This window comes from Mucilaginibacter sp. McL0603 (genome assembly GCF_049992945.1).
GTDB lineage: Bacteria > Bacteroidota > Bacteroidia > Sphingobacteriales > Sphingobacteriaceae > Mucilaginibacter.
Genome location: NZ_CP188251.1, coordinates 2,588,908 through 2,601,724, shown reverse-complemented (window position 1 = coordinate 2,601,724; position 12,817 = coordinate 2,588,908). Strand labels below are relative to the sequence as shown.

At 42.8% G+C, this 12,817-nt stretch carries 12 protein-coding genes; 4 read left to right on the top strand and 8 right to left on the bottom strand.

Going from position 1 to position 12,817, the window contains the following annotated elements; translation table 11 throughout:
• The first annotated feature begins 1 nt into the window (after position 1).
• Together ACPPVU_RS12270 and ACPPVU_RS12265 are read left to right on the top strand one after the other, a co-directional pair.
• Complete coding sequence (locus ACPPVU_RS12270) at positions 2-1,396, top strand: RagB/SusD family nutrient uptake outer membrane protein (protein ID WP_426672001.1); 1,395 nt, start codon at positions 2-4, stop codon at positions 1,394-1,396.
• A 33-nt stretch (positions 1,397-1,429) separates the two neighbouring features.
• On the top strand, positions 1,430-2,773 hold the full coding sequence (locus tag ACPPVU_RS12265) for a redoxin family protein (RefSeq protein WP_426672000.1): 1,344 nt from the start codon (positions 1,430-1,432) through the stop codon (positions 2,771-2,773).
• A gap of 43 nt (positions 2,774-2,816) precedes the next feature.
• On the opposite strand, the gene ACPPVU_RS12260 is transcribed toward ACPPVU_RS12265, so the two are convergent.
• The 6 genes from ACPPVU_RS12260 to ACPPVU_RS12235 all read right to left on the bottom strand — a co-directional run bounded on the left by ACPPVU_RS12260 (position 2,817) and on the right by ACPPVU_RS12235 (position 6,323).
• Complete coding sequence (locus ACPPVU_RS12260) at positions 2,817-3,122, bottom strand: hypothetical protein (protein ID WP_426671999.1); 306 nt, start codon at positions 3,120-3,122, stop codon at positions 2,817-2,819.
• Entirely contained in the window at positions 3,119-3,595 is a 477-nt protein-coding gene (locus ACPPVU_RS12255) for a MauE/DoxX family redox-associated membrane protein (protein ID WP_426671998.1), read from the bottom strand. Before ACPPVU_RS12255 ends, ACPPVU_RS12260 begins: the two co-directional genes overlap by 4 nt.
• 99 nt (positions 3,596-3,694) lie before the next feature.
• A complete protein-coding gene (locus ACPPVU_RS12250) occupies positions 3,695-3,952 on the bottom strand; it encodes a hypothetical protein (RefSeq protein WP_426671997.1) in 258 nt (85 codons plus the stop codon).
• A 130-nt stretch (positions 3,953-4,082) separates the two neighbouring features.
• Entirely contained in the window at positions 4,083-4,694 is a 612-nt protein-coding gene (locus ACPPVU_RS12245; RefSeq protein WP_426671996.1) for a Crp/Fnr family transcriptional regulator, read from the bottom strand.
• 116 nt (positions 4,695-4,810) lie between these two features.
• Entirely contained in the window at positions 4,811-5,737 is a 927-nt protein-coding gene (locus ACPPVU_RS12240) for a response regulator transcription factor (RefSeq protein ID WP_426671995.1), read from the bottom strand.
• Positions 5,738-5,741: 4 nt separating this feature from the next.
• Positions 5,742-6,323, bottom strand: a complete 582-nt coding sequence (locus ACPPVU_RS12235) for a GNAT family N-acetyltransferase (RefSeq protein WP_426671994.1) — start codon at positions 6,321-6,323, stop codon at positions 5,742-5,744.
• A gap of 287 nt (positions 6,324-6,610) precedes the next feature.
• On the opposite strand from ACPPVU_RS12235, the gene ACPPVU_RS12230 reads away from it, so the two are divergent.
• Positions 6,611-9,463, top strand: a complete 2,853-nt coding sequence (locus ACPPVU_RS12230; protein ID WP_426671993.1) for a thiopeptide-type bacteriocin biosynthesis protein — start codon at positions 6,611-6,613, stop codon at positions 9,461-9,463.
• Here ACPPVU_RS12230 and ACPPVU_RS12225 read toward each other — a convergent pair.
• The gene (locus ACPPVU_RS12225; protein ID WP_426671992.1) at positions 9,351-10,511 is read right to left on the bottom strand and encodes a sensor histidine kinase; all 1,161 of its coding nucleotides are present in this window, start codon (positions 10,509-10,511) and stop codon (positions 9,351-9,353) included. The two genes, ACPPVU_RS12230 and ACPPVU_RS12225, sit on opposite strands and share 113 nt — an antisense overlap.
• A 274-nt stretch (positions 10,512-10,785) precedes the next feature.
• Positions 10,786-11,529: a LytR/AlgR family response regulator transcription factor gene (locus ACPPVU_RS12220; protein WP_426671991.1), complete on the bottom strand. Its 744-nt coding sequence runs from the start codon at positions 11,527-11,529 to the stop codon at positions 10,786-10,788.
• 421 nt (positions 11,530-11,950) lie between these two features.
• Between ACPPVU_RS12220 and ACPPVU_RS12215 the strand changes: the two genes are divergently transcribed.
• Positions 11,951-12,694 (top strand): LytR/AlgR family response regulator transcription factor, encoded by a 744-nt coding sequence (locus ACPPVU_RS12215; RefSeq protein WP_426671990.1) that lies wholly within the window; start codon positions 11,951-11,953, stop codon positions 12,692-12,694.
• The last annotated feature ends 123 nt before the right edge of the window (positions 12,695-12,817 follow it).

Genomic DNA, 12,817 nt, shown 5'->3' with positions numbered 1-12,817 from the left:
CATGAAAACGCGATATAACCTTTCAAAAAATATATACATAGTCACATTGTTGTTCATGACCTTGCTGGTATCTTCCTGTAAAAAGGAATGGCTTGATGCCAAACCGAATTTAGCATTGGTCGTTCCATCAACCGTCAAAGACTACCAGGCTATTCTGGATAATAACACCGGCACTACACTGTTCAATAATAACCAGCCCGCTTTAAGCGAAGTTGGCGCAGGTGATCTTTATTTACTTTATCCGACATGGCAGGCATTGGATAATACCCAGGAACGAAATGCCTATTTATGGAATCCGGATATCTATGCCGGGGAGACAGCTTATGACTGGAATGATACCTATAACAGAATACTCAATGAAAACATCGTACTGGATGGCATTGCCAAAGTTCCTTCCGATCAGACCAGTATCGCCGGCTGGAACAATGTAAAAGGAACCGCATTATTTTACCGGGCATACGATTTCTGGAGCCTGGCCCAGGAATTTGCGAAGGCTTATGACCCGAATACCGCTTCCTCGGATTTAGGAATACCCATACGCACCAATCCTGACATTACCGTTAAATCCGTTAGGGCAACAGTGCAGCAAACCTATGACCTGATCGTTAATGACCTATTGCTGGCGAAAACACTTTTGCCCGATGCAGCCTTATTCCCTACACGGCCCGGTAAGGCAGCCGTTTACGGTATGTTAAGCCGGGCTTATATGTCAATGAGTAGCTATGACAAAGCATTTTTATATGCGGATTCCTGCCTGCAATTGTCCAGCCAATTATTGAATTATAATTCATTGTCGACGACTTCCTCTAAACCCATTGCACGATTTAACAAAGAAGTGATTTATCACCATACCCTTGAATATTACTCCGCATTCACCAATGCTTCGCCCAACCTGATTGTTGACTCCGTATTGTATAATTCCTATTCTGCAAACGACCTGCGGAAAAGGATCTTTTTTAAGGATGTGTCCGGGTTCAAAACGCGCAAGGCATCCTACGGCGGTGCCAGCATCCCTTTCGGCGGCATCGCCACAGATGAAATCTACCTGATCCGGGCTGAATGTTACGCCCGTAAAAACGATATGGCCTCAGCGATGAAGGATTTAAATACCTTGCTTTTTACCAGATGGCTGACCGGCACCTTTGTCCCATACACAGCCGCAAACAGTACCGAGGCACTGTTACAGATCCTGGCCGAGCGCCGAAAGGAACTTGTATACCGAGGGCTTAGATGGTCTGACCTGAAGCGGCTGAACAAAGACACCCAAACGGCAGTCACGCTTACCCGTACCCTGAACAGCAAAAGTTACAGCTTAGCGCCCAACAGCAATTTATATGTATTTCCGATTCCTCCTGCGGAGGTCCAGTTAAGCGGCTTACCTCAAAACCCGCGATAGTATCCAATCAAATCCAATTGAAATAATTATATCATGAAAAAAATATTCCCCGTTCTGCTTCTTATCATTTTAACCGGTTTCCAAACCCATGCGCAAACCAAACCTTTAAACATTGGAGACCAGGTTTCCGATGTTACGATTGCCCAGGTACTGAATTACAAAACGTCTTCGCTTAAGTTATCGGATTTCAAAGGGAAACTTTTAATAATAGATTTCTGGGCGACATGGTGCAGCCCATGCGTGGCCATGATGCCTAAAACCGATTCCCTGCAAAAACAATTCAACGGGCGCGTGCAATTCCTGCCCGTCAGCAAGGAAGGCAAAAATCTTGTAGAAGGATTTCTGGCAAAAATGAATAAAGAGAAGCATATAACAATAGCATCGGCCTGCAATGACACGCTTTTAAATTCCTTATTCGTTCACCATTATTTACCCTATTATGTTTGGATCGATCCAAATGGAAAGATTATCGCCACCACTGAAGCAAAGGAAGTAAATGAAAAAAACATCCGGAATGCTTTAAACGGAGATGCTGGTAAAATCAAAAAGGTAACAGGAACAAAATTAAGCGAGTTAGACCCTAAAATGCCACTTTTTGTGGCCGGTTTTCCTATAATAGAAAATGCAAAAGATAGTTTGACCAGGCTAAATCCGGTTAATGACACCGATATCTTGTATCAATCGATAGTCAGCAGATATAACCCCCATTTACGGGCTGTCTTGCGTTTTGACTCCACGCATTTTTATACCGTCAATGCCCCGATAATCAACCTATACCGGTTGTGTTTCGCTCTCTCGTCCGGGAAATTGCCGACATTTTTCTGGAGTAAAAGCAGGTGTAAGGTCGAAATAAAGGATACCGTCCTATATAATAAAATTACCTCCGATCTGGTCGGAGATGCTTTCGGCGAATGGTTAAAAACAAACGGCTATAATTATGAACTGATCTGGAAAAGTGCGAAGAAATGGAAGGACAAATATGATCTGTTAAACCAGGATTTGGATCGCTACTTTGGCAAGCCTTTAAAAATTGACGTACACCTGGAAAAAAGGCTTGTTCCCGCGGATATTTTAGTGATGGATAAAGTGGATAAAGTGAAAACAAACGGCGGGACCCCTTTCGAAAGGCATGATGCTTATTCATTTCAGATGCAGAATATGCCCCTAAGTCGCTTCATCACGCAGTTGGAAAGCTATTTCTGGCAATTTTCCGAGCGTCCAATTATCGACGAAACGAATTTTAAAGGCAATGTCGATATTCAAATTAATTGCAAGATGGCCGATATTGATGCGGTAAACAAGGAACTGGCTAAGTACAACCTGAAATTTGTTGACGGCGAAAGAAAAGCGGACGTTCTGGTAATAACAGATAAGTAAATTACCGGGGCAATTCACAACAGTAAATTGCCCCGGGTAAACATTATTGGCCCTGATAGTTGCCAGGCGTAATAGTGCCTTCTACGGCATTTGAAGCAGGGTTAGCACCTTCTGCGGGAGCCACAGATTGTGTCCAGACCGCTTTACAGTTATTTACAGATTGTGTACAGTCGTCCGGATCGGCCCTGAATATATAATCCGTCCTTAAATTAGAGGCGGAAAGAGCCGGATGAACGAAGGTATAAGATGCAAATCCGCTCTTTGTGTTTTTTGCATTTGTAAATGCACTGGTTCCAATCGCCAAAGCGCCTACCATAAGGCCAAAGGCTATTTGTTTTAAGTTTTTCATTTTTTATGTTTTTTGAAGATATATTTTGAATTGATGAGCCGGAGGGCAAAAATGGCCAGTAATATAAATGCGAGATTGAACCATAAATGCTGTGTCCAGCTTAATTTTTCGATGGCGCCGCCGCAGTGACAGGGAAGTTTTTCCTCCCAGATTAATGCGCTGATGATATATCCGGTAAACAAGGTCATCAGGCTTATAAAAGCATAAAGGCCCCATTTGGCAGTCTGCGGAATGAGTATGAAAACAGACGCCAGGATTTCAGCGAAAGGCACCAGCCAGGAAATATACATAGCCGCGCCATGTACGAAATGCACTCTTGTCAGGCCCCTTAAAAAGCGGTCGTGATCAACTATTTTGGCGTAAGCCGTATATAGGAATAAGAACATGCAACCCAAGCGAATGCCTGTAATTAACCTTTCCCTTGCAGGTTCTGAAAACTGAAATGCTTCCATTCTTAAGATCATACTTTCCATGATGTATCATTTGGTCCATCGGTTTTGATCGCTCAATAGCCTGATTACAGGGCTATTTGAGCCTGCTTCTTTGGTGAGCGTCCCAGGCAAAATTACCTGCTACAGATCCTTTTGCTCTTTTTGTAATAACTGCCTGGAGCCACCCGGAAACAACGCAAATTTTCGGTCATGAATAATTTGGTTTTTAGTTCTATAGGATATGGGTGTGTGAGCCGGTAATAATACTGCGCTAAATGCGAAATATTGCAAACAGGAACTTATGCAGTTAACCATGACGCGAATGATGAGTGTCGCGATAACAACAAACATTGCCGGTTCCAGGGTGATCTCATGCATTATAGATGATAAGTTTTTCATCGGTAAAAATGTAACCTAAAGGTACAGGCGAACATTTTTAAAAGCGGAAGGCTTAAGTTCAGAAGTTACTTACCCTATATTCAGAAATGAGTTACCAAATGATAAGATTTATCCCGCCATCAGGGTGCCATTAAGGGTGCCCGTTCAATTTGATCAGGCGGCTAAGGGTCTGCGGTGTAATGCTGAGATAAGAGGCGATGATCTCTTTGGATATTTTTTGTTCTATTTGGGGTTGCTTCCGAAGCAAGGCAAGGTATCTTTCCCAGGCCGAAAGACTGATCAGGTCGCGTGTCTTTTGGGAATGGTAGGCTATATATTGAAGCATCAGGCACCGGCTAAATACTTCGGTGTAGGGAAACGCCTTAAATATTTCAGACAAATGCTGGCCGGAAAGAAACAATAATGTGCTTTCCGGCATAACCTCGATGCTCAATTCGGATGGCTGTTTATTGAAAAAACTATTGGGCTCCGTGATAAAGGAATGTTCATCCCATAGACTTACCGTATACTGCGTGTTTTTCTCCTTATCATAGTAATATCCCCTGACCAAACCATTTTCCACGTAATAGATATAATCAGCTGCCTGGCCAGCGCTTAATAAGAGCTGGCGGTGAGCATGGTAGCTGTAGCCAACCCGCGATTCCATAAATTGAGTAAGCGAACGGCGGTTTTCCGCCAATCTCAATTCCAATGGCAGGGGGCCCAGCCCCCAAAGCACATCGTATAAACTGTGTGGTACCATAAACTTAAAAATAAAGGCAAAACTACCAGGCTAACCGGGAGGCGTAAATACCCCGAAAGGGGATTTGACATTACTAAATAGTGGTATATTTAATGACAAAAGCCACTTTTAGCCACTCAATGTTGTGGGTTCTGTAGTTTGTGGATCAAAGCGGAGCGGTTATTTACGTTTGTTTTCCGGAAGATATTTTGGATATGTTTTTTGATGGTTTCTTCGGAAACAAACATTTTCTCAGCGGCCTCTTTATTGCGTAAACCTGTGTACAGCATCCTGACGATCAGGATTTCAGTCCTGGTCAACCCGAAATGCAGGCAATTGGCCTGAAATAATTCAGTGTGCGTCCTTGCCATATTTGCACGGCGCTGCCGCTCATAATCCAGCCTTGCCTGGTGCGCTGATTTCCAGAAATAGATGACCGTAATAATGATGAACCCGGTATTCGTACAAAGCACCTCAACCAGCTGGCTTTCTTCAACCAGGCCAAAGAGGGTCATTGCCAGCCAGGGCGTGACGGTGCAATACATGGCGATCTCTTCGAGATATTTGTTCCTGTCGCGGCTTTCCTGGTATTTCCGGTATATGGCCCGGAAAATAACCCATAACAAGATTATGGCATAGATAAATGGCACGATCATGCCATATTTAATGTCCACATCTAAATTGCCATTTACCGCATATACAATTACAAAAAATATCAGGTAGGGTGACATGAGGAAAAGCGGTACGCCGAACAGGGCGTGCCAGCGTAGCGATCTCAGATCAAAGGCCTTATAAAAATAGAAAGGGAAATAGGAAGCGAGCAGGAAACCCGTGCCATAGGCGATCATTTCCTGTATTGGCACCGATATTTGAATTTTGGGATCAGGGAACAGGCCGCCCGTGATGTTATACAGGAGGTAGAGGATCATCAGGGTCATGAACCATCCGCTGTACTTATCCTGCGGCAGGTAGAAGTACCTTGCTGCCTGGAAGATCAGCATGCAAAATTCAAGCGCAATGAAAATAAAGGTGACAATATGGATTTGGGTTCCGAAGACCAGCATAATATCATTGTTTATCTGGTTCCCGTTTCAGGAAATATATGATATATCCGAGATCCAACTGCCCATAGATCTGGAACTCAAGTCCCTCATACCAGGGCAGGTTTTTTAGCGTGGATGTTTCCAGGTATATGGGGAGGTCATTCCTGTTTGCATTTGCGATAACATCTTTCATTAATTTGCTTCCGGTACCCCGGTGCTGGTGTTCGGGGTCGACACCAATAAACCAGAGGTAGGCCATTTCTTCCTGGGGCCGTAGTTTTTTGACCTGCGTTTCTCGGTTCAGTGTTTTCCGGATACTGCTTAATCCGATAGCACTGAAGATCAGTTTGACGTCAAGCCATATCGCAAACAGGGACATACGTTTTTTCTGCGGGTACAGCACCAATGCACATGCCTTCCTGTCATCAGATAACCAGGCTTCCCCAAACTCATGGCATAGTTCAAAGGAATAATCCATTAAGGCCCGGATACGCTGTGCTTTTTTCTTATCCTGCCGGACGATAAAGTTCACACTTTGATTGTCCGCAAAGGACCGGCTTAGCACATCCAGTGCTAGTTCCTTATCGGCTGATTCTGCTTTGATCATAAAATAAGTAGATGTATAAAATAACCGCAGCCCAATAATTGCTCTCCCTGATATACCCAGTTTATAGTGTATAAAACCTTGAAATCTGAGATAGCGCAATGCCCTGACTTCGAAAGATAAAAATAAAACAGCTTCCGTTAAAGGCATCCGGATTGTATCCCGAATTTTGACCGCTCTGTCCCGAAAATCCACCATTGTATAAAAAACGAACAGAAAAACAACGGGGAAGCTATTCATTTGATCAGAAAACAAAGGAAAACCAGGCAGGACCTGATCAATGATTAAACATGAAGCTGAACATATTGGACATTATTCTTTGCCGGACACCTGCATTTAGCCTCGAAGACGATTTGGGCGAAAGGTGGCATGACTTAAAGTTACAGATCAGGGACGCTTCTCCTTCTTTTTACCAGGTCATTGCAGATTTAACGGCAGAAGAATTAAAAGCTGCCGATAAAAAAATATGCTTTTCCATCTGGAAGTATTTTAACAGGGGTAAATACAGGGCTACACCATACGGTGGCTTTGCAGCCTTTACACCGGTACCATTTTTAAAAGAAAACGGCTCGCCAATCGTGTTAAACCGCGACATGATATGCCATCAATTTACGGATTGGAAACAAAAGGACACTTATTTGGCTGACATGCCTTCGCTTGCGGAAGCATCAGCCTGGTTTCAAACCAATTCCTCCGTTTATGCTTTTGGACAGGAATACCGTTATATCCGTGTAAAAAACGGGTGTTTTGAGATCGCTTCGGTTAATAGCTTTCCGCAGCTCAGCGCCATCTTAAAACTTTGCCGTGGAAAGGTTGTAAAAGCCGAAATACAACGCTCAATGGCAGCCGGATTCGGGATGGAAAGGCGGCAGGTCTACGGCTTGCTTGAGCAAATGCTGTCTCTTCAATTGCTGGAGACTGAACAATGTCCGAACATTACCGGCGAAGATTATTTCAGGAGGTTACACATTGAAGACTTAAATTCAGCAAGCAGGTATACCATAGCAGAACGAAAATTAATATCCGGCGGGGTGAGCAACGGGAATCTAAAGGATATTTCCCCCGTGATCGTTTTTCTGGCAAAGTACTTACCGGAAACAACAAACAGCACGTTAACCACTTTTCGCGAGGCATTCCTGAAAAAATTTGAACACAGAGTTGTACCGCTTGCTGTGGCTATGGACCCGGAAACCGGTGTGGGTTATGGAAGTCTGGCGCAAACTCCTGTCGATCAGGAAATCTCAGATATTTTAGGGGAGTTAGGTCAAAAAAAACAGTCCGATTTACATATACCCTATACGGCGTTGCACCGGTTTTTATTGGATAAATTAATGGGGGGCAACGCCATCCGGCTGGAGGAATTTGAAGATCATACCGCTAAATCTGTTATGCCATTGCCTAACACCCTAAGCGTCATGTTTCATTTCTGGAATGGGCATCCTGTAATTGAAAACGCGGGCGGCTGCACGGCAAATGCCTTGCAGGGCCGTTTTACTATAGCCAGTCCCGACCTGGAAGAATTTGGCCGGAAGATCGTATCCGTAGAGGAGCAAGCGAACCCGGATGTGCTTTTTTTCGATATTGCTTACCAGGCTGAGGCATCGGTTGATAATGTGAACCGTAGAAAGCAACTCTATAAATATGAACTGCCTGTTCTAACCTGGTCATGCGATCCGTCTCCACTAACCTTTGAGGACATACTGGTTTCAGTCCGGGGTGCAGAAATTATCTTATGGTCAAAAAAGCACCAAAAACGAATGGTGCCGCGGATTCCCTCGGCATACAATTATGTACGTTCCGACCTGGCCGTATATCGTTTCCTTTGCGACCTGCAACATCAGCAGGTTAAATCCGACCTGAACTTCAAAATGCCGTATTTCTTCCCTGATCTGAATTTTTATCCCCGCGTTGTTTATAAGGACGTGATCATTTCAGCCGCGATGTGGCGATTGCCGCAGGATCTTTTGGTGGCCGGAAAATCCGGTAACGAGGGAGAAAGGAAGGCAAAGCTGCTTGGGTGGCTAAAGGAGAAAAGTATCAATTTTCCATTTAAAGCCGGGCATGCCGACCAAACGTTATGCTTTGATCCGGGTGTTAACGCAGATGTAGAGGCGTTTTTATTATACTATAATCAAAATACCCATAGGGAAATTTACATCTCTGAAGCCTTAATATCAAACGATGATGTTGTACAGGATCATAACGGTAAAAAGTATGCGGCACAATTCATTGCCAGCTACAGTCATGAAAGCTTAGTTTATAAACCTTATAAACTTACAGAGCCAGGTGAAGCACATTACCAACCAAATGGTCATGCCATTTTCCCAGGTGGGGATTGGCTGTACTTTGAGATTTATTGTCACCCGGCCCGGACAGACCAGATCCTCTGTAACCCAGTTTCCCTCTTTTTAAAGGAAATCAAAAAACATATCCGGAAATGGTTCTTTATCCGCTATGATGACCCTAAGTCACATATCCGGCTAAGGCTGCATTTGAAAGAGTCGTCTGAAGCTTACCAGATCATCGGAAGGTTGAAATCATTGCTGGAGCCTGATTGTACAAATAGCCTGATCTCTGATATTCAAATTAAAACCTATTACCGAGAAACCGAACGTTATGGGGCCAATCGTATGGAACTCGTTGAACAACTATTTTTTGCAGACAGTAAGTATGTGTTGGGTATGCTCGCCAGGAAAATAGCTAAAGATCAGCTTTATGCAACAACCCTGGTTATTATGCAAAGGCTGATCACATTGGCCTTGCCGGATATCAGCGATCAGATCAGTTTCGTTAAAAATATGGCCGGTCACTTCAGCGTGGAACTAGCCATGACACAGGAAACATTTAAAAAGCTTAACCAGAATCTCCAGTACTTCAAAGGCAATGCAAACCTTGACATCAATTCCCCGGCCGTTAAGCCGCCTATAGGATTGGAAAAGGTATTTGTCGAAGTTTTTAGCACATGTAACAGCCAGGATGAATGTCAGAAATTACTGGCCGATCTGCTCCATATGCACATCAATCGCCTGTTTAACTCGGATCAGCGTAGCCGGGAAGGGATTCTGTACCATTATCTTTTAAAGATACTGTTGGCCCGTCGTGCGTTTTCAATAGTTCCAGCGGAATTGCCAGATGTAATTTGAAATGACGGGCCTCATCCGTATGATAATCAAGCTTAGCTTCATTGCCATAAGCATACCGCAATCTTTTTTCTATATTGATCAGGCCTGTACGACTTCCCGGCTTTGACCATTGATTATCGGTCAGGTTATCGGTTTCAATATGAAAGATACCGTTCTCCGTGTATATGCTCACCGACGCCTCATTTCCCGGCTGGTCGAGACTGCCATGCTTAAAGATATTTTCTACCAGAGTCAAAAGTACCAGCGGAATTAAATAAAGTTGCCGCGCCTCTTCTTCATAGTACAGCCGGAATGCCAGTTCATAATTTCTCCGCATCTGGTTTAAATACAGCAGGTTTTCCACCTGGTCTATTTCCTCGCCAAAACAGATAAAGTCACCCATTTTGTCGGAATCTATCGCAAAGCGCATCATTTCGGATAGTTTGATGACGGCATCAGCGGCGACAGGTGATGTCGCATCTATGTTGTGGTATATAAAGTCCAGGGTATTAAAAAGAAGATGCGGGTTGATCTGCGCCTTTAAAAAAGCATTCTGGGCCTTGGTCAGTTCCTGCTCAGATTTTTGACGATAGATAATGTCCTTTAAGCGCTGCTTTTCGAGTTCATTCGTCTTTTTTTTCTCTTTAATATAGGTCATCAGGAAATAATAGCCGGTTGCGAATCCTAAAAAATAGATGGCCCTGTAAAGCATTTTCAAGTTGTACAAATAAGAAAGCCTGTAACCTTTTTGATAGGCTACAATATGGACCGCCATTAATGCTTTGTCTATCCAATAAGAAATCACAATATATACGGCGATCTCAAGCGCCAGAATCAGAGGCAGCCTCCAGAACGCTGCCCGTTTATCCTTTAAGGACCAGGGCAGGAAGAGCCCGGCGTGTGTGTAAAAAAGGATGAAAATAGTTGTATAGTGAACGGCGTAAGTCAGCGGATGACCAAATGTGCCGGAAACCAGGCCGATAACGACAGATTCATACAGGATAAACAGTACCCATATCAACAGGTGCAATCTGTATTTTCTCAGCCAATTCTCAATTATCCGTTTCATGAAAAAAACCTCTTACAAGTAGAAAAGCTACCGTTCTGAATAACATCATTTTGTAACACCGGTTTTCACCATAAGTTTCATAAAAAAAAGATCATGAAACACCAGCATTTTAAAATCACAGACGCTACACTTTTTGTGTACAGATCAAAAACAAATTCAAAACCTCTTGCGGACACGGACCCGACCGATCCGACCACAACCATGGTCACCCTCACGAAAACCGGCATTTTCCGAGCCGGGCGTCCGTAGTAAGGGTGCCTAAAGAGACAGGGCGTTATTTTTTTCGCCCTGTCTTGATCAGTTTCCCGGTCAGAAATTCCGTAAAATCCTTACGGTAATATTCGCCAACGGTTATTTTGAGGCCATTAACCATTTTGATCGTATTGCCATCGATGGAATCAATATGATCCTTGCTGATAATAAAGCTGCGCTGGAACTGTACAAAGTTCTGAAATGGGCTGAATATTTTGGAGATTTCTGTCAGTGACATGTAAGTTAGTACTTGTTTGGAGGAAGTATGGATCAGTACATAGTTTTGTTTGCTTTCCACTGCCACCACCTCGTCGTACCTGATCTTTATGATCTTTAAATGTTCTTCTTTGTTTTTGACAAAAAAGAATGTTTCGGTTATTTGAACCTCTGTTTTTTCTTCATCCTGCCTGGGAAACAGCTTGGCGATGGTTCCGGCAAACTTCGAAAAGGTATAAGGCTTCAGCAGGTAAGCATCTGCTTCGGCCTCGAACGCTTCATAGCCATACTGCTTATGCGCGGTCGAAAATATCAGTTTTCTTGTTTTTTTCCTGATCTCTCCGGACAATTCTATACCGGTTATCCGTGGCATGTCAATATCCAAAAAAATAAGATCCACCATGGGGCCGGCAGTTATTTCCATTAAAGCCTCTAAAGGATCGGCGTAACATTTAATTAAATTTAGATTGGGAATTGAACTGATATATTTGGTTAACCAGTCGATGGCGAACGGCTCGTCATCTATTATTATACATTCATATTTTTTCATATTAAGGCAGTTATCTCAGAGGTTTAAAAACGGATTGAATTACTTTTAAATTACTTTTGAATTAATTTTAAATTAATTTAAAAGTAATCCAATCCGTAAGATTCAAACGAACAGCAAATATTAAATAAGGTGAGAGTAACCATTGTTGCAGACTACGGGTGAAGAAAATACACCTTTATATGTAGAAAAATGGCCTTTCCGGGTAAATCGCCCCAGATGTTGTTCTTATTACGTTTAGTTTTGACCAAACAGCCAAAAGCCAGGCCAAATGACTTGTAATATTTAACGGAACAATGTAACTCTGGTTTTTAGAATGTGCTGGTTTTTAGATATATAAATTATTAGTTACTTTGTTTTTATTCAGACTTACCACTGATTACCGGACATTTAAGCATTAGGGATTTCTTAATAATAAAATGATATGCTAAACTGTATCATAGTAGACGATGAACAATTTTCCGTTGACGCGATAACAAAATACATTGATATGTTGCCCAGGCTGAACATTGTAGGTGTATATACTGATCCGCAGCTGGCATTGGAAAAAGTAAGTTCGGAGAGCGATGTCGATCTGCTTTTCATGGATATCGATATGCCACGGATAAACGGATTAGAGCTGGCTAAGGCACTAAGGTCAAAGACAGAAAAGCTGATCTTTACGACTTCGCACTCTAAATACGCCTTTGATGCCTATCAGGTGGAAGGTGACGCTTATCTGTTAAAACCTTTCAGCTTTGGCAAATTCTCAACGACGATCAACCGCTTATTCCCGAACGTAGCGGAAACAAAGGCATCTGTGGCAAGCCATGAGGATGAGTATTTCCTGGTCAAAAACAAAGAGGAAGACCTGCGGATCGTCAAGGTCAAATACAAAGAGGTGATCGCTTTTGAAAGTTCGCACAACTATGTCAAGATTCATTTGATGAATAGCAAACCTGTCATTGCTTATTTAACGATCAAGGATATTCTCGAACTGTTAGGCCCCCGTGAGTTATTTAAGCAATTTCACAGGGCGTTTATCATTTCCACCGACTGCATAAACTATATAGAAGGAAATATGATCAGGATGAATAACAACTTAACTTTCAGTGTCGGAGAAAGTTACCGGGATAATTTCAGTACTTATCTGGCCGGTAAACTGCTGAAAACTTCGAGAAAACATTAATTTCTATTAGTTGCAGGCTCACTGGCAACCTTTTTGGAAGATAAAAAGAATCGCTGCTTAACGATGCGTTAATTTTTTATATATCTTCGCTTATCTATGGCAGGTACTTCCTGCCTATTGTGA

Excerpts from the sequence above, each read along its gene's own strand:
- ACPPVU_RS12235 (WP_426671994.1), bottom strand. The coding sequence starts at position 6,323 with ATGATCAAAGCAGAATCAGCCGATAAGGAACTAGCACTGGATGTGCTA.
- ACPPVU_RS12245 (WP_426671996.1), bottom strand. The coding sequence starts at position 4,694 with ATGGTACCACACAGTTTATACGATGTGCTTTGGGGGCTGGGCCCCCTG.
- ACPPVU_RS12260 (WP_426671999.1), bottom strand. The coding sequence starts at position 3,122 with ATGAAAAACTTAAAACAAATAGCCTTTGGCCTTATGGTAGGCGCTTTG.
- ACPPVU_RS12265 (WP_426672000.1), top strand. The coding sequence starts at position 1,430 with ATGAAAAAAATATTCCCCGTTCTGCTTCTTATCATTTTAACCGGTTTC.
- ACPPVU_RS12240 (WP_426671995.1), bottom strand. The coding sequence starts at position 5,737 with ATGCTGGTCTTCGGAACCCAAATCCATATTGTCACCTTTATTTTCATT.
- ACPPVU_RS12220 (WP_426671991.1), bottom strand. The coding sequence starts at position 11,529 with ATGAAAAAATATGAATGTATAATAATAGATGACGAGCCGTTCGCCATC.
- ACPPVU_RS12215 (WP_426671990.1), top strand. The coding sequence starts at position 11,951 with ATGCTAAACTGTATCATAGTAGACGATGAACAATTTTCCGTTGACGCG.
- ACPPVU_RS12250 (WP_426671997.1), bottom strand. The coding sequence starts at position 3,952 with ATGAAAAACTTATCATCTATAATGCATGAGATCACCCTGGAACCGGCA.
- ACPPVU_RS12255 (WP_426671998.1), bottom strand. The coding sequence starts at position 3,595 with ATGGAAAGTATGATCTTAAGAATGGAAGCATTTCAGTTTTCAGAACCT.
- ACPPVU_RS12270 (WP_426672001.1), top strand. The coding sequence starts at position 2 with ATGAAAACGCGATATAACCTTTCAAAAAATATATACATAGTCACATTG.
- ACPPVU_RS12230 (WP_426671993.1), top strand. The coding sequence starts at position 6,611 with ATGAAGCTGAACATATTGGACATTATTCTTTGCCGGACACCTGCATTT.
- ACPPVU_RS12225 (WP_426671992.1), bottom strand. The coding sequence starts at position 10,511 with ATGAAACGGATAATTGAGAATTGGCTGAGAAAATACAGATTGCACCTG.